Annotated in this window: 14 protein-coding genes and 3 pseudogenes; 6 read left to right on the top strand and 11 right to left on the bottom strand. The window is 71.5% G+C overall.

Translation table 11 applies throughout. The features are described from left to right. The first annotated feature begins 11 nt into the window (after window positions 1–11). Together I6J71_RS17285 and I6J71_RS17280 are read left to right on the top strand one after the other, a co-directional pair. Window positions 12–764: an SDR family oxidoreductase gene (locus I6J71_RS17285; RefSeq protein WP_204095637.1), complete on the top strand. Its 753-nt coding sequence runs from the start codon at window positions 12–14 to the stop codon at window positions 762–764. Window positions 765–785: 21 nt separating this feature from the next. Beyond that, window positions 786–2,216 carry an NAD-dependent succinate-semialdehyde dehydrogenase gene (locus tag I6J71_RS17280; protein WP_204095636.1) on the top strand — a complete coding sequence of 477 codons (1,431 nt, stop codon included), beginning with the start codon at window positions 786–788 and terminating at the stop codon, window positions 2,214–2,216. A 52-nt stretch (window positions 2,217–2,268) separates the two neighbouring features. On the opposite strand, the gene I6J71_RS17275 is transcribed toward I6J71_RS17280, so the two are convergent. Genes I6J71_RS17275 through I6J71_RS17265 form a run of 3 tightly spaced genes read right to left on the bottom strand, consistent with a single transcriptional unit; the run spans window position 2,269 to window position 4,285 of the window. Next, entirely contained in the window at window positions 2,269–2,460 is a 192-nt protein-coding gene (locus tag I6J71_RS17275; RefSeq protein ID WP_204095635.1) for a ferredoxin, read from the bottom strand. Beyond that, window positions 2,457–2,969 (bottom strand): 3-phenylpropionate/cinnamic acid dioxygenase subunit beta, encoded by a 513-nt coding sequence (locus I6J71_RS17270; RefSeq protein ID WP_204095634.1) that lies wholly within the window; start codon window positions 2,967–2,969, stop codon window positions 2,457–2,459. The genes I6J71_RS17275 and I6J71_RS17270 overlap by 4 nt, the downstream gene beginning before the upstream one ends. Then, complete coding sequence (locus I6J71_RS17265) at window positions 2,966–4,285, bottom strand: Rieske 2Fe-2S domain-containing protein (protein ID WP_204095633.1); 1,320 nt, start codon at window positions 4,283–4,285, stop codon at window positions 2,966–2,968. Before I6J71_RS17265 ends, I6J71_RS17270 begins: the two co-directional genes overlap by 4 nt. 333 nt (window positions 4,286–4,618) lie before the next feature. On the opposite strand from I6J71_RS17265, the gene I6J71_RS17260 reads away from it, so the two are divergent. Both I6J71_RS17260 and I6J71_RS17255 read left to right on the top strand, forming a co-directional pair. Continuing rightward, window positions 4,619–6,070, top strand: a complete 1,452-nt coding sequence (locus I6J71_RS17260) for an MFS transporter (protein WP_204095632.1) — start codon at window positions 4,619–4,621, stop codon at window positions 6,068–6,070. Window positions 6,071–6,165: 95 nt separating this feature from the next. After that, window positions 6,166–6,858, top strand: coding sequence for a GntR family transcriptional regulator (locus tag I6J71_RS17255; RefSeq protein ID WP_204095631.1), 693 nt, complete (start codon window positions 6,166–6,168; stop codon window positions 6,856–6,858). A 487-nt stretch (window positions 6,859–7,345) separates the two neighbouring features. Here I6J71_RS17255 and I6J71_RS17250 read toward each other — a convergent pair whose 3' ends face one another. Beyond that, complete coding sequence (locus I6J71_RS17250; protein ID WP_204095630.1) at window positions 7,346–7,801, bottom strand: GNAT family N-acetyltransferase; 456 nt, start codon at window positions 7,799–7,801, stop codon at window positions 7,346–7,348. Between the two features lie 33 nt (window positions 7,802–7,834). On the opposite strand from I6J71_RS17250, the gene I6J71_RS17245 reads away from it, so the two are divergent. Next, entirely contained in the window at window positions 7,835–8,308 is a 474-nt protein-coding gene (locus I6J71_RS17245) for a hypothetical protein (RefSeq protein ID WP_204095629.1), read from the top strand. 54 nt (window positions 8,309–8,362) lie between these two features. Here the strand turns inward: I6J71_RS17245 and I6J71_RS17240 are convergent, their stop codons facing one another. From I6J71_RS17240 to I6J71_RS17220, 5 genes and pseudogenes are all read right to left on the bottom strand, one after another. Continuing rightward, window positions 8,363–9,652 (bottom strand): aromatic acid/H+ symport family MFS transporter, encoded by a 1,290-nt coding sequence (locus I6J71_RS17240; RefSeq protein ID WP_204095628.1) that lies wholly within the window; start codon window positions 9,650–9,652, stop codon window positions 8,363–8,365. Between the two features lie 42 nt (window positions 9,653–9,694). Then, window positions 9,695–11,000, bottom strand: a pseudogene (locus I6J71_RS17235) (aldehyde dehydrogenase family protein). Further along, window positions 10,997–12,607, bottom strand: coding sequence for a thiamine pyrophosphate-dependent enzyme (locus I6J71_RS17230; RefSeq protein WP_204095627.1), 1,611 nt, complete (start codon window positions 12,605–12,607; stop codon window positions 10,997–10,999). Before I6J71_RS17230 ends, I6J71_RS17235 begins: the two are co-directional and overlap by 4 nt. 87 nt (window positions 12,608–12,694) lie before the next feature. Then, the gene (locus I6J71_RS17225; protein WP_239154953.1) at window positions 12,695–13,480 is read right to left on the bottom strand and encodes an IclR family transcriptional regulator; all 786 of its coding nucleotides are present in this window, start codon (window positions 13,478–13,480) and stop codon (window positions 12,695–12,697) included. Between the two features lie 62 nt (window positions 13,481–13,542). After that, window positions 13,543–14,494: pseudogene (locus tag I6J71_RS17220) on the bottom strand (PHB depolymerase family esterase). Window positions 14,495–14,665: 171 nt separating this feature from the next. Here I6J71_RS17220 and I6J71_RS17215 point away from each other — a divergent pair. Further along, window positions 14,666–16,021 (top strand): annotated as a pseudogene (locus tag I6J71_RS17215) (tannase/feruloyl esterase family alpha/beta hydrolase). A gap of 3 nt (window positions 16,022–16,024) precedes the next feature. Here I6J71_RS17215 and I6J71_RS17210 read toward each other — a convergent pair. Together I6J71_RS17210 and I6J71_RS17205 are read right to left on the bottom strand one after the other, a co-directional pair. After that, window positions 16,025–17,377, bottom strand: coding sequence for a uracil-xanthine permease family protein (locus I6J71_RS17210; protein WP_204095625.1), 1,353 nt, complete (start codon window positions 17,375–17,377; stop codon window positions 16,025–16,027). An 82-nt stretch (window positions 17,378–17,459) separates the two neighbouring features. Continuing rightward, window positions 17,460–18,152 (bottom strand): SRPBCC family protein, encoded by a 693-nt coding sequence (locus tag I6J71_RS17205; protein ID WP_204095624.1) that lies wholly within the window; start codon window positions 18,150–18,152, stop codon window positions 17,460–17,462. Between the last annotated feature and the right edge of the window lie 5 nt (window positions 18,153–18,157).

The raw sequence follows: 18,157 nt of genomic DNA, 5'->3' as shown, positions 1-18,157 counted from the left end.
CCGAGGCCCCCGTGGGTGAAGCCGTCACCCGAGTGCTGGTCACCGGCGCGGCCGGCGGGATCGGCGCCGCCATCGCGGAATCCTTCGCCGCTACCGGTGCCGCGGTCACCGGTCTGGACCGGGAACGCGGCCCGGACGAGCGCGTCAACTCCGTGACCGGCGACGTGCGCGATCCGGACGCGGTCCGGCACGCCGTCGCCACCGCCGCACCCCAGGGCCGGCTCGACGTGCTGGTGCTCGCCGCCGGCGTGCACGACGGCGGCGCGGGCCTGGACACGGAACTGGCGGAGCTCGCGCAACTGGTGGACGCGGTGACCTCGATCAACGTCAAGGGCTACGTCCTCACGCTCGCGGCCGCAGCTCCGGCCCTGCGCGCCGCCGCGGGTTGCGTGGTCTTCGTGCTGTCCGACGCGAGTTTCCTGTCCGGCGGCAACGGCGCCGGAATCGCTTACACCGCCTCGAAACACGCCGACCTGGGCGTGCTGAAGTGGGCGGCCCGCGCCCTCGCGCCCGACGTCCGCGTCAACGGCGTCGCGCCCGGCGGCGTGCGCACCGGCCTGCGCGTCGGGCACGGCCGGGCACTGTGGGACGACGATTCCGCGGCCACCCGCGAAGACCGCATCCGCGGCGGCAACCCGCTTGGTGTCCTGCTCACCCCCGGCCAGGTCGCGCACTACGTGCGGCTGCTGGCCGATCCCGCCGCCGGCGCGCTGACCGGCGAGATCCTCCGGCTCGACGGCGGGCGTTCGCTCGTCGCCGGCTGACCCACCCCGTAAGGAGTCCCGGTGACCTCACCGTACCCGTCCGACCTGTTCGTCAACGGCGGCTGGGAGCCGCCGCCGGACCGCTTCGCCGTGTTCGACCCCGCGACCGACGAGGTGCTCGCGAAGGTCGCGGACGCCGACGTCGCCGCCGGCCTCGCCGCCGTCACAGCGGCCCACGACGCACTGCCGTCGTGGTCGGCCACGGCGCCGCGGCAGCGGGCGGAAATCCTGCGTCGCGCGTGGGAGATCATGACCGCCGAAGCCGAGACGATCACGCGGACCATCGTGCTCGAGAACGGCAAGGCGTGGGCCGACGCGGCCGGCGAAACTGCCTACGCCGCCGAGTTCTTCCGCTGGTTCTCCGAGGAGGCGGCCCGCGTCCCCGGCGATTTCCGCCTCTCCCCCGCGGCCGACAAGACCATCGTGCTGGACCACCGCCCGATCGGAGTCTCCGTGCTGGTGACCCCGTGGAACTTCCCCGCCGCGATGGCGACGCGCAAGATCGCGCCCGCGCTCGCGGCCGGCTGCACCGTCGTGCTCAAGCCCGCGGCCGAAACGCCGCTCACCGCGCTGCTGGTGGCCGACGTCCTGCGCCGCGCGGGAGCTCCCGCCGGCGTGGTCAACGTGGTCACCACCACGAACGCCGGCGACGTCGTCAAGGCGATGCTGGCGGACGAGCGCGTGCGGAAGCTGTCGTTCACCGGGTCGACGGCGGTGGGCCGGATCCTGCTGCACGAGGCCGCGGACCGCATCGTCTCGCCGTCGATGGAACTCGGTGGCAACGCGCCCTTCCTGGTCCTCGAAGGCTCCGATGTGGACACCGCGGTCGAGGTCGCGATGATCGCCAAGATGCGCAACGGCGGCGCCGCCTGCACCGCGGCCAACCGCTTCTACGTCCACGCGACGCTCGCCGGCGCGTTCGCCGGGGCGCTGGGCCAGGCGCTGGGCAAGCTGGCCGTCGGCCCCGGCCTCGACCGCGGCAACGACCTCGGCGCCATGGTCAGCACGGGCGAACGGGACAAGATCACCGGTCTCGTCGCGGCCGCCGAGGATGACGGGGCCAGCGTGTACGCCGCCGGGACCGCGCCGGTGCGCGGCGCGTTCGTCGCCCCGGCCGTACTCACCGGGGTGGAACACGGCACCACGATCACGCGCGAGGAGATCTTCGGCCCCATCGCACCGATCATCACCTTCGACGACGAGGCCGATGCCGTGCGGATGGCCAACGACACCGAGTACGGCCTGATCTCCTACGTCGTGGGCGGCACGGTCGCCGACGCGCTGCGCGTCGGCCGGCGGATGGACTCCGGCATGGTGGCCGTGAACCGCGGCGTCGCGTCGGATCCGGCCGCGGCGTTCGGCGGCACGAAGCAGTCGGGCCTGGGACGCGAAGGCGGCTTCCACGGCATCCACGAGTTCCTGGAGCCGCAGTACCTCGCCGTCGACCTGTGAACGCGAAGGGGGCCCGGGACGCGCGTCCCGGGCCCCTTTTCGTCGTGGGGCGTCAGCCGACGGTGATGGCCTGCACCGGGCACATCGTGGCCGCTTCGCGCGCCCGCGCCAGTTCCGGGCCTTCCGGGTTCGCATTGAGCACCTCGACGAGCCCGGTGTCATCGAGGTCGAACACCTCGGGCGCGGCGGCCGCGCAGTTGCCGTAACCCTGGCAGCGGGTCTGGTCAGTCGAAATCTCGCTCATAGGAACACACCCAGGTTCTTCGTGCCGAGCGACGCCTGGTCCAGCAGGATCCGGCGCCGGCTGATCTTCAGGTCTCCGTCCACTTCGCGCAGCAAGTCGGTCCGCTCGCCCACGACGAGGTCGTACGTCCCGCCGTCGCCGCGGCTGCGGAACAGCATGAGGTTGCTGGTCACGACGTAGCCGTCTTCGGCAGGCACGATGCGGATGTTGGTGACGAACCGGCGCGTCATCGAGGGCGGATCCTCGGCCCACGCCACGTCGGTGGCCAGGCGCCGCACCCGCAGCCCGAGCGACGCGCGGTTGTCGTCGAACCAGCCGATGTCCTCGACGACGCCGGGATTACCGGTCTTGCGGGTGACGCGGATCGGGGCCGTGTACTCGACGTCGTCGGTGAACAGCGCGAGCCACTCCTCGAAGCGGCCGTGGTCGAGCAGCGCGGCTTCGTCGACGAGGAAGTCGTGGACGGTCAGGCGCACCTCCAGCGCCACGCGCGGGGCGGGTCCGCTCACGGGCGCTCAGCTCCGATCAGGTGATCGAGCCAGGTGCGGTAGAAGCTGCGCCCGGCGGCCTCGCTGAACTTGCCGCCGTAGACTGCGCCCGGGCCAGGAAAGTCCGTCAGCGGGTCGACGTCGAGACCCATTTCGTAGTGCAGGTACACCTCTTCGCTGCGGGTGAGCGCGGCGTTGGCGTTGCGGGTCTGGGCTTCCCAGTTCTCGGTGTCGTCCTGGTCGAACATGCCCGAGGCGCCGAAGGTCTGCGTGTACATCTTGCGGCCGAGGTCCTTCCACCACTGCGGCGCGTTCTTCTCGACCAGGTGCCAGGACCACACCTGGACCTTGTCGGGACCATACGGCTGCCACAGCCGCAGCATCATGCCGGTCACGCGGCGGCCGTCGATCTCGATGAAGTTCGGGATCAGGAAGGAGAGGTTCGGGAAGACGTTGCCGTGGGTGTTCTTGATCCGCTTGAGCAGCGCGAACTGGTCGGGGTCCAGCCGCGCGGCATACTCGTCGGCCAGTTCGGGCGGGAAGTAGGAGCCCTCGGCCTCGTCGTGGACGCCGATGCCCAGGCCGTGGCCGCCGCCGGGGTCGACGTGGTAGCCGTCGCGGCCGAAGTCCACGCCTTTGGTCAGCCCGAGCCGCGCGGTGAAGGAGTGGGCGGTGGCGGTGTGGTAGGCGTCGGCCGTGAAGTTCTCCGACGGGAGCTTCCAGCCGGTCGGGACGATCCACTTCTGCGGGACCCCGACCACCTCCAGCTCGGCCCGTCCGACGACGAGGTCGAGGTACCAGGCGAGGTCACCGAGGTAGCTGCGCAGGCCGTCGGGCTCCTTCGCCCACGTGGCGAACACCAGGCCCTGGTGGATGCCGACCTTCGCTTCGATCAGGTGCAGCGCGTCGCGGTCGAGGCCGCCCGGGTAGGCGATGCGTTCGTAGGGGGCGCCGATCAGGGTGCCGAGGAATTCGCCTTTGCTGCCGTAGGTGAAGCCGTGGTACGGGCAGCGCCACCGGTTCGTGGCCCCGAAGTCCTCGCACGCCAGGCGCATGCCCCGGTGCCGGCACGAGTTGAGGAACACCCGCACCGTCTCGTCGTCGCCGCGCGCGACGATCACCGACTCCTCGCCCATGTCCCGCACGACGAACGAACCCGCCTCCGGCAGTTCGGAGACGTGCGCGACGAACAGCCACGCCTCGCGGAACACCGTCTTCAGCTCGAGCTCGTAGACATCGGGATCGGAGTAGACGAACATCGGGATCCGGCCCCGCTCCGGATCCACGGTGTCGCGCAACCGGGCTCGAACCCGGTCCTGCGTAAGGACACGCGTCATTGAACCTCCTTAACTGGCAACTGTATACACTATGTCCGCGAACTACGGCAACACCCACGTGGGCAGCAGCGACTTCACCACCACGCCGGCCGCCCGGGCCGGCAGTCGTACTTCGGCGGATTCCACGGGCCGGGCGGCGTTGGCAGGGAAAAATCCGGTCGGCTACTGCACTCCTGCGGGCTTGGCGAACGCGGCGCCGAGGTGTATACACCTCTCCAACACACGTCGAGCCGCTGTACTCGCCAGGCGTCCATCCGTCTCGAGACCACCTCCTGAACACCACGGAGGCACAATGTCTACAGTCGCCACTTCCCTTCGACCCGGGAGAGCGTGATGACCACTCGCCTCCCCTCGGTTTCCCTTGCCCGCACCGGCAACGGCCGCCTCGCCGTCGCGGTACTGACGTTCCTGAGCTTCACCGTGCTGTTCCTCCAGGTCGGCATCGTGCCGTTGCTGCCCCACCTCGGGCAGCAGCTGCACCTCGGCGCCGCGGAGGTGTCGTGGCTGCTCACGGCCGAGCTGCTGGGCGGCGCCGTCGCCATCCCAGTGCTGACGCGGCTGGCCGACCTGCACGGCAAGCGGCGGATCATCGTCGTCGCGCTCTCGCTGGTGCTCGTGGGCGCGGTGCTCGGCATGGTCACCGACAGCGTCGCGCTGCTGCTCGTCGGCCGCGTGCTGATGGGCGCGCAGGCGCCGATGCTCGCGCTGCCCGCCTCGCTGGCGAGCGACACGATGAGCCCCGCCCGCGCGCAGGGCACGATCGCCACGATCCACGCGGGCAACACCGTCGGAGTCGGTGGCGGACTACTGCTCGGCGGGCTGATCGGCGCGTTCGACCCGAGCTTTCACGCCTACTTCTACGTCGCGGGCGTGGTGGTGGCACTGGGCCTGATCGGCACCCTGCTGTTCGTCCGCGAAAGCAACGAGCGCGGGCACGGCGGTTTCGACGTGCCGGGCGGTGCGCTGCTCGCGGTGAGCCTCGTGTGCCTCCTGCTCGCGATCTCCAAGGGACCGGCGTGGGGCTGGGGTTCCGGCGCCGTGCTCGGCCTGTTCGCCGCGGCGGTGGTGCTGCTGGGCGTCTTCTGGGTGGTCGAGCGGCGCACACGGCACCCGCTGATCGACGTCCGGGTGCTCACCCTGCCCGGGGTGTGGCTGCCCAACGTGGTCGTGCTGCTGATCGCGTTCGGCATCTACGGCGCGATCTCAGCCGTGACCCGCTTCGCGCAGACGCCGCCGAAGGCCGGCTACGGGTTCGGTTTCTCCCCGTTGCAGGTCACCTTGTTCGCGATTCCGACGGCGCTCGGCGGGCTCGTCGGCGCGTTCCTGCTGCGGCGGCTGGGCCGTCGGCTCGGGTTCGTCGCGACCACGGCGATCGCGGTGCTGGGCTGCACGGTGTCGTACCTGGCGCTCGCGGCGTTCCACACGATCCCGGTGCCGATGATGATCGCCCTTGCCGTGTACGCGTTCGGCAACACGATGGGCATCGCGGCGGCGCAGGTGATGCTGCTCGCGGACGCGCCGGCGCGCCGGTCCGCAACCGCGCTGACCGTCGCGACCGTGCTGTACGCCGTGGGCAACTCGCTCGGCAGCGCGATCGTCGGCGTCCTGTTCGCGGTGCACCCGCTGCCCGGCGGGCTGCCGGCTGCGCATTCGTACGTGTGGGCGTTCCTGCTCTCGGGCGCGTGTGTCGCGCTCGCGACCGGCCTGTGCACGGCGCTGGCGGTCCGGCGTTCGCGTGCCGCCGCGACCGTCACCGACCCGGCTGCGCCCCCAACGTCCGGTTGACCGTAAACTGAATACAGTAAGCTTTCAGTGGCGGGACTCCGAGTGCCAGGCAACCAGCTCTCGACCGGCCCTCCTACGACCAGCAGGGATTCTTGGTGACCAGCACCGATCTGACGATGCTCAAGCTCGAGTCGTTCGAGCCCGGGCGGCGCATCGCTGCCGACTTCATCGCCGACAGCCTCCGCAACGCGATCCAGAGCGGCGCGCTGGCCGACGGAGCGGTGCTCAAGCAGGCGGCGATCGCCGATCACTTCGAAATCTCGCGCGTGCCCGTGCGGGAGGCGATGCGGCAGCTCCTGGCCGAAGGGCTCATCGAACTGCGTGCGCACCACATCGCCGTCGTACGCGGACTGTCGCTTGAGCGCATCAGCGAGATCTACGACAACCGCGCGCTGATCGAGGGGTACCTCCTGGAGCGCGCCGTGCCGAACATCCCCGTCGGTGTCGTGAAGGAGCTGCGCGCCGCCGAGAAGGCCATGCGCGGTGAGGACGACCACGCGGAGTGGCTGCGGCTCAACGGGAAGTTCCACCGCACCATGAACGAATACGCGCACGACGTGACGGCCCTCGAGCTCGTCGCGCAGCTCAAGTCCCGCGCCGAGCGCTACGTGCGCATGTGGGGCACCGGCGGCGGGCTGCACCGCCCGGAGGAAGCCGGCGCGGAACACGTGGAGATCCTGGACCTCGTCGGCGTGGGCGACGCGAAGGGCGCGCGCGCCGCCGTGGAACGCCACATCCGCACCACCGGCGAGCGGCTGGTGGCGTACGGCCGATCGCAGCAGGCCTAGCTTGACTGTAGGTCATCGGAGCCAGAGGACGATGGCAGCGATGGTGAGTTCTGCCTGGTAGTTGGCGTAGCGGGTGTCCGGATCACGGAACTGTGTGCGCCGGTTGAAGCAGCGTTCGACGACATTGCGGTGCGTGTGGACCGTGGCATCGAAGGTCAGGTGGCCCCCACCGTGGGAGCCGTTGGCGACGCGGCACGCTCGAGCCGACCGAAATGATCCACTCGAGATCGCCGACGGCGTCGTCTGTGACGATCACGCGGTCGAGGATCTTGTCCCAGGTGCCGTCCTTGGCCCCAGCCGCAGCCGTTCATGAGCGGTTGTCCCGGGGCCGTCGCGGTCGGGCAGGGCACGCCAGGCAGCGCCGGTGCGCAGCGCCTCCACAAGACCGCGTTGATGACCCGCGACCAACCACCCGGCGCACCTACCAGACAGCCGGTTCAACCACTTGCAGGACACGCTCTAGTCACACAGGCCGGTCACAGCAAACTCAGCGGAGGTCGACCCGCAGGACGGGCAGGGTTCGGCCGGAGGCCACTTGCCGCTCGCCCGTCTTCGTGGCACCCACGTGGAGGTAGAACGGCTCGGCGTTCGGGTCGGCTTCGAGCTCGAGGGAACGGAAGCCGCGCTCGCGCGCTTGGCCGACGGCGTGGTCCCACAGCCGGCGGCCGAGCCCTGTGCCGATGGCGCCGGGGTCGACGAAGAGGTCGGCGAGTTCTCCGTCCGGCGGTGCGCCGCCGAGCCGGTAGTACCCGAGCAGGGTGGTTCCGTCCTCGGCCACCACGACGTTCCCGGCCCGGATCTGGTGGGCGTGCACGGTGAGGTCCTCGCGGACGCGGTCGAGGAACTCCCGGCTGTAGCCCCAGTACGCCTTCGAACGGCGGGCGAGCTCGGTGATGGCCGCCGCCTCGTGAGGCTCGGCGGCACGGAGACGGAGCTGGTCCATGGCCGCGATTATGCCGGGCCCTGGGCTGCGCGAATGCCGCGAAGCGACGTGAGCCGGCCGGCGCCGGACGAGGCGTGCCGTGCTCGTGTCCTCATCGACCACTCCCTCTTCACCGTCTTCGGCGTCTTCGGCGTCTTCGGCGAAGACTCGCCGGCAGACCTTCCCGTGCCACCGGACCCGGCCTGGCTGGTCGTCGCCGGGCCCGGCGGCGCGCTGTGCCACGCCCTCGACACGTCGCTCACCGCGGACGTGACCCTCGAACTCTGGCCACCCACCGGCCCGCCCGGCGCCGACGGCACGGGCGAGCACGTCTTCCACACCTCGACCGGTCGCGTGGTGATCGCCTGCATCACCGCGAGCCCCGGCGACCGGACCGTGACTCTCAACCGCGCCGGCGACTACCGCCTCGCCGCGCGCCGCACGGCCGTCCGGCCCGCCGAGGACAGCGAAACCGGTGCGACGGCAGAAGTCTGGCAGATCCGGCTCTGGCCTGCCGAATCGCGCTGATCAGCCGAGTGGGCCGGCCACCGGGCGGAGAAACCCGGTGGCCGGGCGCGGAAGCTACTCGGCGGGAGCTGCCGGCGTTTCGTCCGCGACCGTCTCCAGCGGCGCGTCCGGCGCCGGATCGCGGTTGACGGTGGCGATGGCCACCGCGCCGACCGCGGCGACGACCGCGAACAGGTAGAAGCCCCACGGGTAGGCGATGCCCGCGGTGAGCAGGAAGCCGGTCACCAGCGGGCCGGAGATGGCGCCGAAGCGGCCGATGCCGCTGGCGGCGCCGAGGGCGGTGCCGCGGGCCGACGTCGGGTACACGCGGGCGACGTAGACGTAGACCAGCACCTGCGCGCTGAACGTGAAGATCCCCGCGAGCAGGACGCCGACGTACACGCTGAAGCCCGGCAGTTTGATGCTCAGCAGCGCCAGGAACACCGCGGCCACCGTGAACCACGTGATGGTGGAGCGCCGATAACCCAGGCGATCGGCGACGCGGCCGCCGATGAGGAGGCCGATGACGGCGCCCACGTTGAGCACCAGCAGCAGGGCCAGCGCCGCGCCCAGTTCGTAGCCGGCCTCGCGCATGATCTGGGGCAGCCAGGTGTTGAGGCCGTACACCAGGAGCAAGCCCATGAACGACGTGACCCAGAAGGCGATCGTCGCGCGGGCGTAGCCGTGGCGGAAAAGGATGGCGACCGGGTTGCGGTCACGGCGAGCCCGAGCCACCCGGGACGCCGCCGGATTGCGCCGCGCGGCCAGGAAAGCCGACGACTCCGGCAGGAACTTCACCATCAGCGGCACCAGGATCACCGCCGGCGCCGCACCGATCACGAACATCCACTGCCAGCCGTGCTGCTCGACGACGAGGATGCCCAGCAGCGCCGTGAGGACGGCGCCGACGTGGTAACCCGTCATCAGCACCGTGGTGGCGCTGCCACCGCGGCCGACGCGGGCGTATTCGGTGATCAGGGCGAGCGCGGTGGGCAGCACGCCGCCGAGGCCCAGGCCGGCGAGGAACCGCAGCAACCCGAACAGCCACGGGCCGTCGACGACCGCGCAGAGCAGCGTGAACAGCGAAAAGCTCGTGACCGTGAGCAGCATCGTGCCGCGCCGGCCGAACAGGTCGCTGACCGGGCCGATGGCGAGCGCGCCCACGGCCACGCCGAGGAGGCCGACCACCGAGATCAGCGACGCCGTGTTGGGGTCGAGGCCCCAGCTCGGGATCTTCAGCAGCGCGGGCAGTACCACACCCAGCACCACGAGGTCGAACCCTTCGAGCGCCACCGCCGTCCAGCACAGTGGAGCGACCCAGCGCGCGTACTTGGCCCGGGGATCGACCGGGGAGGAGACCATCATGTCATCACCTGCGTCATCGGAGGGGACCTGGGTACAGCATTGTCAGAACGGGTATCCGGGAAGATCACCGCGCACGGTGACCCACTGCGTTTCGGTGAACGCCTCGACGTTCGCTCGCGCGAGGCCGTGGCGCGAGCCCGTGCCGGAGTCGCCGACCCCGCCGAACGGGGCGAGCGCCTCGTCGTTCACCGGCTGGTCGTTCTCGTGCACCAAAGCCGGACGGGATGCGCTCGGCGAGCGCGAGGCCCTTCGTCACGTCCCGGGTCGGGACGCCGAGCGACAGCCCGTATTCCGTGCCACCGGTCAGCTTCACAGCTTCGTCCACTGTGGAGAACGGCACGACCGGGGCGGCCGGGCCGAAGATCTCCTCGGCGTAAGCCGGCGCGGTCACCGCAACGTCGGTGAGCACCGTCGGCTGGTAGAAGAGACCGTCGAACGTGCCGCCGGTCACCGGCTTCGCGCCCGCTTCGACGCTACCGGTCATGATCTCGTGGATGTGGTCACGCTGGCCGGCGTCGATGATCGGGCCGACGGCGACGTCCGCGCGCGCCGGATCGCCGACCGGCAACCGGGCGGCGTGCTCGGCCGGCGCCGCCGCATAGTCACTCGCGATGCCCGCCGCCGCGGCGACCTTGCGGCCCGCACGCGTCGAGCCGGTGAACGCGATCACGCGCACCAGCGTATGGTCCACGAGCGCCGCCCCGACTTCCGCGCCACCCGGCAGCAAGTGGAACAGCCCCTCGGCCAACTCCGCTTCCTCGCAAACGCGCGCCGGCACCACACCGCCGCACACGGCCGTGCGCGGATCCGGTTTCACCAGCACGGCGTTGCCCAGGGCCGGCGCGGGCGCGATCGCACGGATGGACAGGATCACCGGCGCGTTGAACGGCGAGATCACCCCGACCACTCCCACCGGCACACACGCCATCGACAGCCGCGGCTGGTTGGAGCGCAGCAGCTCACCGTACGGATGGGCCGCCAGCGCCGCGGCTTCGTAGCACTCCTCGGCCGTGACCGGGCCGATCTGGCACCGCGCGAACGGCCGCGTGGCCCCGGATTCGCGCACGAGCCACTCGTCGATCTCGTCGCCGTGGTCTTCGAACAGGCGCACCCTACGGCGCAGCACCCGCGTGCGATGGTCGTATGGCAGCGCCGCCCACTCAAGCTGCGCGCGCCGTGCCGGCTCGGCCGCCTTCGCCACGTCCACGGCCGACGCGGCTCCGACGCGTGCGAGCGCCTGACCGGTCGCCGGTTCGACGGAGTCGTACTCACCACCCGACCCGGGGACCCAGCCGGTCGAGAAGATCCGGCCCTGCCACCGCCCACGATCCAGCAGCGGGGCGCTCATGACACCACCTCCACATCGAGCACGAGCGGTTCGGTGCGCCCGGCCGGCACGGGCAATACTTCGTCCAAAACGGACTCCAGTTCCTCGCAGGTCGTCACCCGCCGGGCGGGACACCCCAGCGAGCGCGCGAGGCCGCTCACGCTGACCTCGTCGAAAGTCGGCCACGGTGGAGCGCCGCGGCCGGCGGACGCCTCGCCGTGGCGGGCCGCGAGCTGGTCCATGATCGCGTAACGACCGTTGGCGAGGACGACCACGAGCACGCCCACGCCGTAGTGCGCCGCGCTCCACAACGCCTGGATCGCGTACAGCGACGAACCGTCGCCGACGACCGCGACCACCGGGCGGTCCGGCCGCGCCATCCGCACGCCGATCGCGGCGGGCACACCGAAGCCCAGACCGCCCATGGCAGCGCTGAGAAAACCGAGCGGTGCCCGGGCGGGCACGAGCGCGTGCAGGAGCGGGCGGCTCGACGGCGTCTCCTCCACCAGCACGGCATCCCGGGGCAGCCGGCGGGCCAACGCGGCGAACACGTGCTCCGGTGCCGGCCGCGCTCCCGCGGCGGGCGGCTCGGGCAGATCGATCGTGCGGCCCAGCGTTTCGGCGGGCGCGGGCCGTGCGGGCAACCGCCGCGCCAGCGGACCGCACACCGCGGCCGGCCGCGCGAGCACGGCGAGATCGGCGGGGCTGCGGTGCGCTTCGCCGGGATCGTCGGTGACGACGGCGACCCGGGTGCCCGCGCCGATGAGCCGCCCGGGTTCCCGCGGGTACTGGCGGAACACCGGGGCTCCCACGGCGAGCACGGCGTCGTGACCGGCGAGCACCTTGCGCAGCTCCGCGCGGCCCGCGGGCAGGTGCCCGGCGAATTGCGGATGGTCCTGCGGGAACCCGGCCCGCGCGCCGAACGCCTCCTGCCACACGGGACACCGCAGGCGTTCGGCAAGCGCTTCCAGCGCGTGCCACGAGTCGGCGTCGTCGGCGCCGGCGCCGACCACGAGGACGGGTTTTTCCGCGCCCACCAAGAACTTCTCCAGCTCGGCGACGACCTCGGGCTCGGCCGCCGTCGTCCGCAGCAGCCGAGCGGGAGCGGGCAGCGGCTCGTCGAGTTCGGCCGGGGCGAGCCAGTCGTCCATCGGCACGATCACCAGTGCTGGGCCGCGGTGATCACGCGCTTCGTGCCACGCGCGGGCGAGCGCGCCCGGCACGTCCTGCGGCCGCGGCGGTTCGCCGACCCACACGGGCGCGGGTGCGGCGACGTCGTCGAGCCGGTGGCCCGCGAGGAACGGCTCCAGCGCGAGGTGCCGCCGGTCCTGCTGGCCCACGAGCACGACCAGGGGCGCCCGGTTGACGCGTGCCGTCGCGAGCGCGCCGACCGCGTTGCCGAGTCCCGCGGTGGTGTGCAGGATCGCGACCGCCGGCCGGTCGTGCGCGAGCGCCCAGCCCGTGGCCATCCCGACGACCGAGCCCTCGTGCAGCGCGAGCACGAACTCGAGGTCCGCGGGCAGGTCGGTCAGCAGCGCGATCTCGGTCGAACCGGGATTGGCGAACAACGTGGTGGCGCCGTAGCGGCGCAGCACGTCGAACGCGGCGTCTCGGACGGTGGTCGGCAACGAACCTCCTCGGGACTGGTGCTGACCCCGGAGTGTCCGATACGTCCTCCCCGCGCGCCCAGCCCGGCTCTCACTGAGCGAAAAAAGTCACGCCGACTGGAGGGCCCGCGAAACGCCGAGGGCCGCCATCCGGACCACCGGCACGAGCGGCGAGAGGTTCGGTGTGCTGCTCGGCACCACGACCGAAATCGCGGCGATGACCTCTTCCCCCGGCCCGTGCACCGGCGCGGCGACCGACGAAGCCCCTTCGGTCATCTCGTCGCGCGACAAGCAGAATCCGGTGCGGCGGATCTCGGCGAGCACCACGCGCAACCGCGCCGGATCGGTGATGGTGCCGCTCGCGCAGCGGTCCAGACCAGCGTCGACAACGTCGTCGACGCACTCGGCCGGCGCGTGGGCGAGCAGCACCTTGCCGGGCCCGGTGGCGTGCAACGGCAAGCGCTTCCCGACGCGGGACGTGACGACCACGTCCGGGTGAGCTTCGAGCTTTTCGAGGTACAGCGCGCGGCCTTCGTCGAGCACGACGAGGTGCACGACCTCGTGCGTCACCTGCAGCAGGTCCTGCAGGTACGGCAGGGCAACGTCGCGCAGTTCCCGCCCGCCGGGCGCCTGCGAGCCGAGCTGCCACAGCCGCAGGCCGATGCGGTAGCGGCCGCGGCCGGTGCGTTCGAGCGCACCCCAGCCGACCAGCTCCGCGAGCAGCCGGTACACCGTGGCGGGAGCGAACCCGGTGGCCCGGGTGATCTCGCCGTGCGTCTGCTCGGAGCGGCCGTCGAGGAATGAGTCCAGGATCGCGAACGCACGGCTCAGCACCGTGCGCCCGGGTTCGGCTGCGTTGCCCGCGATCGCGCGCCTCCCTGGCCTCGGGGACACCGAGTCGCCCATCATCCGCCTGCGACGGCACCGAAGCAAGCTCGGGCGACCCGGCCCCCGCGTCAGGACGCCAGGTTCCAGGCCCGGCCGACCTGCGCCGCGGCGCACACGCCGACCGCGAGCAGGTAGGCGCCGGAGTGCCCGCACTGGTCCGGACCGGTGCTCGGGGCGACCGGCTGGCCGTGCCCCATGCCGGTGATCGAATACGTCTCGACCGCCACCCGGCCCGCGCTGTCGCGGTACCCCGCGTGCGGGAACCCGGCGACCGTGTCCGTTGTGGACGGAGTCGTCGCCACCCCGGCGACGTTCGTCCACTGCTCGGTGAGCTCACGCGGGTTCGCCGGGGCGACGGTGAAGTCGGCGGTGCCCTGCCACAGGCTCACCGTGGGCCGCGGGCCGGAGAACTGCGCCGCGGCACGGACTTTCGCGCCCCACTGCGCGGGCGTGAGGTCCTTGCCGGGGTACAGGCACGAGTACGCGTCGAGCGCCGACGAAGCACAGCCGTACGGCAGGCCGGCCACGACCGCTCCCCCGGCGAAGAGCTCCGGGTATGCCGAAAGCAGCACCGACGTCATGGCGCCGCCCGCCGACAAGCCGGTGACATACACCCGGCTCGCGTCGGCACCCGTGTCCGTGAGCGCGCGCCGCACCATCTACGCGATCGACTCCGCTTCACCGGACCCGCGTGCGGTGTCGGCGGGCTGGAACCAGGTGAAGCAGCTCGAAATGTTCTTCACCGAGGACTGCTGGGGCAGCACTACGGCGAAGCGCCACCGGTCCGCCAGCTCGACCCAGCCGGCCCCTGGCCGTACCCGGCCGCGTTCTGGGTACACCGTGCAGCGCCACCACGACCGGCCGCCCGGCGGGCCGTCCGTCGAGTACGTACTCGAACATCCGCAACGCCCCGGGATTGGCGCCGAACCCCGTGACCTCCCTGATCGCCGCCGCCGACGCGAAGCCGGACAGGAGCACGAGCAGGGCCGAAACCGGCAGCCCGACGAGGACCTTCCGCACACCGACCACCGCCTTGTGGTTCGCCGAACCCAGTGCTTGCTCGACCTCCTGTCACGCTCAGCGTAGGGATGGTCGCGGGGGGTGCCCGCGGTGCCGGGCACCACAACCGGCGCCCGGTTTGTGTGGTCCCGCCGGATACCGTCTCCAGTGGTCCAGTCCTATGGTTCCGGCATGCGTACGCGGCGGCTCCCCCTCGTCCTGGCCGGCCTGCTCGCCGGCACCGTCCTCGCGGCACCGGCAGCCGCCGCGGACCCGGCCGTGCACTGCGGTGCGGTGCCCGTGCCCGGTGCGGCGCACCAGGAACAAGCGTGCCTCGCCGACCTGACGACCACGGGCACGCTCGCCACCGGGCACACCGTGCAAGGCGACTGGGCCGGCCTGACGTCGGCCGGGCTACCCGCGCCGCGCGGAGTTGCCGGCGTGCAGGTCGACGGCTACTTCCCCGACACGTCCACCACGAACACCAACCACGGCTGGAACCACGACGCGCAGTTCGTGGTGCGCCTGCCCGATCGATGGAACGGCGGTCTCGTCGTTTCCGGCTCCCCCGGCACCCGCCGCCAGTACGCGAACGACCGCGCGATCGGCGACCAGGTCCTCGCGGCCGGCTACGCGTTCGCCGCCACCGACAAGGGGAACACAGGCCTGGTCTACACCGACGGGCGCCGCCCCGGCGACGCGCCGGCCGAGTGGAACGACCGCGTGACGCAGCTGGCCGTCGCCGCGAAGCTCGCCGCCACCGCCCACTACCGCCGCTCACCGGCCCGCACGATCGCCGCCGGGTTGTCCAACGGCGGTTACCTCGTGCGCTGGCAGCTGGAGAACCGGCCGTGGCTCTACGACGGCGGCGTCGACTGGGAAGGCACGCTCTGGACCGCCCACGGCCCCAACCTGCTCACGTTCCTGCCGCCGGCCCTGCGGAACTACCCAGCCTACGCCGCCGGGGATCCCCAGGCGCACCAAGCGATCCTGGGCGCGGGCTTCGCACCCGGCTCGGAATTCCTCTGGTCCTACCACGACCAGGTCTACTCGGACCTCACCCAGCGCACCTAGGGCGCCGAGGTCGATCCCGCGTTCGACGGCGACCTCGCCGCCGGGATTCCCTTCTGCACCAGCGGAACTCCGGCCTGCGACGCCGACTACGACTACGCCGCCCGGCCGCCGCCGGTGCACCGCGCCGTCGACCGCGTGGCCCTCACCGGGCGCATCGTCCGCCCGCTGCTGACTCTCCACGGCACGCTCGACAGCCTGCTGCCGATCAGCCGCGACTCCGATGTCTACGACCGGATGGTCGAGCAGGCCGGACGCGGCGCGCTGCACCGCTACTACCGCATCGAGGACGGCAACCACGTCGACGGCCTCGTCGACGCGTTCCCCGACCGGCTGCGACCGATCGCGCCCTGCTTCCGCACGGCGTTCACCGCGCTGGCGGGCTGGCTGCGCGGCGTTCAGCCACCGGCCTCGGCGACGGTGGCCCGCCCCGCGGGTGCGACTCCCGCGGAGCTGGCCACCTCCTGCTCGCTCTGACCCTCAGGCGGCCTTGCGGCGCAGGCCGTACCCGGCCTTCATCAGGAGCAGCAGCACGGTGCCGAGGATGAGCGGCTGCTGCAGGATCAGCTGCACCACCTGCGGCAGCACCTTCATCGTCGCGGCCGGCACGAACAGGCCGCCGATCGCGGTGATGAAAGGGAACCCGGCGAGCATCAGGTTGTCGCGGGACCAGTGGACGCCCGAGAGGGTGTCGATGGCGCTCGCGAACAGCACTCCGAACAGGACGGTGCCGGCGGCGGCCAGCACGGGCAGCGGCACGGCCTGCAGCAGGTGGTCGAACGGGCCCAGGCCGCCGAGCACCAGCAGGATTATCCCGGTCGCGAGCGTCACGTACCGGGAGCCGACCTTCGTCACGCGCAGCAGCCCGATGTTGTCCGGGTAGGCCAACGTGGACATCCCGCCGAAGATCGCGCCGACGGTGCTGCCCAGAACTTCGCCGAACACACCCTGGGAAACGCGGTAGCCCGACAGCTCCTGCCGGCCCCAGCCCGCGACGATGTCGTAGGTCGCGATGCTCTCGGCGATCGCCGGCAGCAGCGTGATGAAGAAGATCAGCACCAGATCGCCCTGCACGGCGAAGCCGAACGGGAAGATCCGCGGCACCGTGAAGCCCACGTTGTGCACCACACCGGCGAAGTTCGTCGGCTCGAAGATCGCGTACACGACCGTGCCGACGATCACCGCGACCAGCACCGCACCGCGGCGCAGGACGGTTCCCTTGGGCAGCAACGTGAGCAGGATGACGACCAGGGCCGTCACCGCGCCGGAGATCAGGTTCATGCCGGGGAAACCCGGGCTGGCCGGGGTACCCAGGACGTTCGGTAGCGCCGTGCTGGTGAGCTGGGTCGCGAGGATCAGCACCAGCACGCCGCAGATGATCGGGTCGCGCACGAACTTCGACAGGTACGTGATCAGCCCGAACCGCTTGAGCGGCACGGCGAGCACGCACCAGATCAGCCCCGCCACGACCATCGAGCCGAAGGCGGCGCCGAGCCCGCCCTTGCCGTGCCCGACGGCCAGCAGCGCGGCCAGCGAACCGGCGTACGGGCCCTGCACGATCGGCAGCCGCAGCAGGAACACCGACTGCAGGATCACCACGAGCCCGGAGGTCATGAACGTGACGCCGTAGAGGTACGCGGTGTCCGTGGCGGACAGCTTGAACGCGGTGCCGATCAGGGCCGGGAAGATCAGCAGCCCGGCCATGCCCAGGATGTTCTGGACCCCGAGCCCGATCGAGCTCGTGATCTTGACCTTGTCGTCGATCCCGATGTCGAAGATCGGGACCGGTTCTGATTTCGGTTCGACCGGAGCCGTGGCGGCGGTGACGGCCATGAGGGAGCTCCAAAGCGATGACGGACGGCGTCGGCGGCCATCGAGCGGGGAGGACGGGGAGAGCGGAGCGGGAACGCCTGGATCAGGCTTCGGTGGACTTGCGCAGGCGCGCGGCCCACCGTTCGAGGTAGCCGGCGAGGACGATGCGGATCAGCACCGAAGCCTTCATCGGCGGGGCCTCGACGAACTGCGGGGCGGAGTCGGTGACCGGACGGGTGGCGGTGGCAGTGGCGGCTCCGGTGGTCGTGCTGTTCGTGGTGGCAGCAGGAGGGGTGGTTGCGGCGGTACCCGCGGCCACGGTGGGCGCGGGTGCGGCCGGTGCCTCGCCGCCGTTCTCGATCCGCTGCCGCACCCGGGAGGCGAGCTCGCCGACCATGCGGCCGGACACGTCGGACATGATGCCCCGCCCGAACTGCGCGAGCTTGCCGGAGATCGTCAGGTCGGTCTCGAGCGCGACGTGCGCGCCCTCGCCGGCCGGGGTGACGCGCATGGTCGCCTTGGCCTTCGCCGTGCCGGCACCGCGGCTGTCCTTGCCGTCGGCGAGCAGCACGGCCACGCGCTGCGCCTGGTCCTTCTCCACGATCTTCGCGACACCCTGGTAGGCCGCGGTGACCGGGCCGACCTTGATCTTCACCTTGCCGCGGTAGGAGTCGCCGCCCAGGTCCTCCACGAGCTCGGCGCCCGGGAAGCAGGCCGCGACGTTGTGCGCGTCCTGCAGGAACGCGAACACCTCGTCGGGATCGGCGGCGACGTCGAACGAGTTTTCGATGAGCATCAGGT

This window comes from Amycolatopsis sp. FDAARGOS 1241 (assembly GCF_016889705.1).
Classification (GTDB): domain Bacteria; phylum Actinomycetota; class Actinomycetes; order Mycobacteriales; family Pseudonocardiaceae; genus Amycolatopsis.
This window is presented reverse-complemented; position numbering and strand designations above follow the sequence as displayed.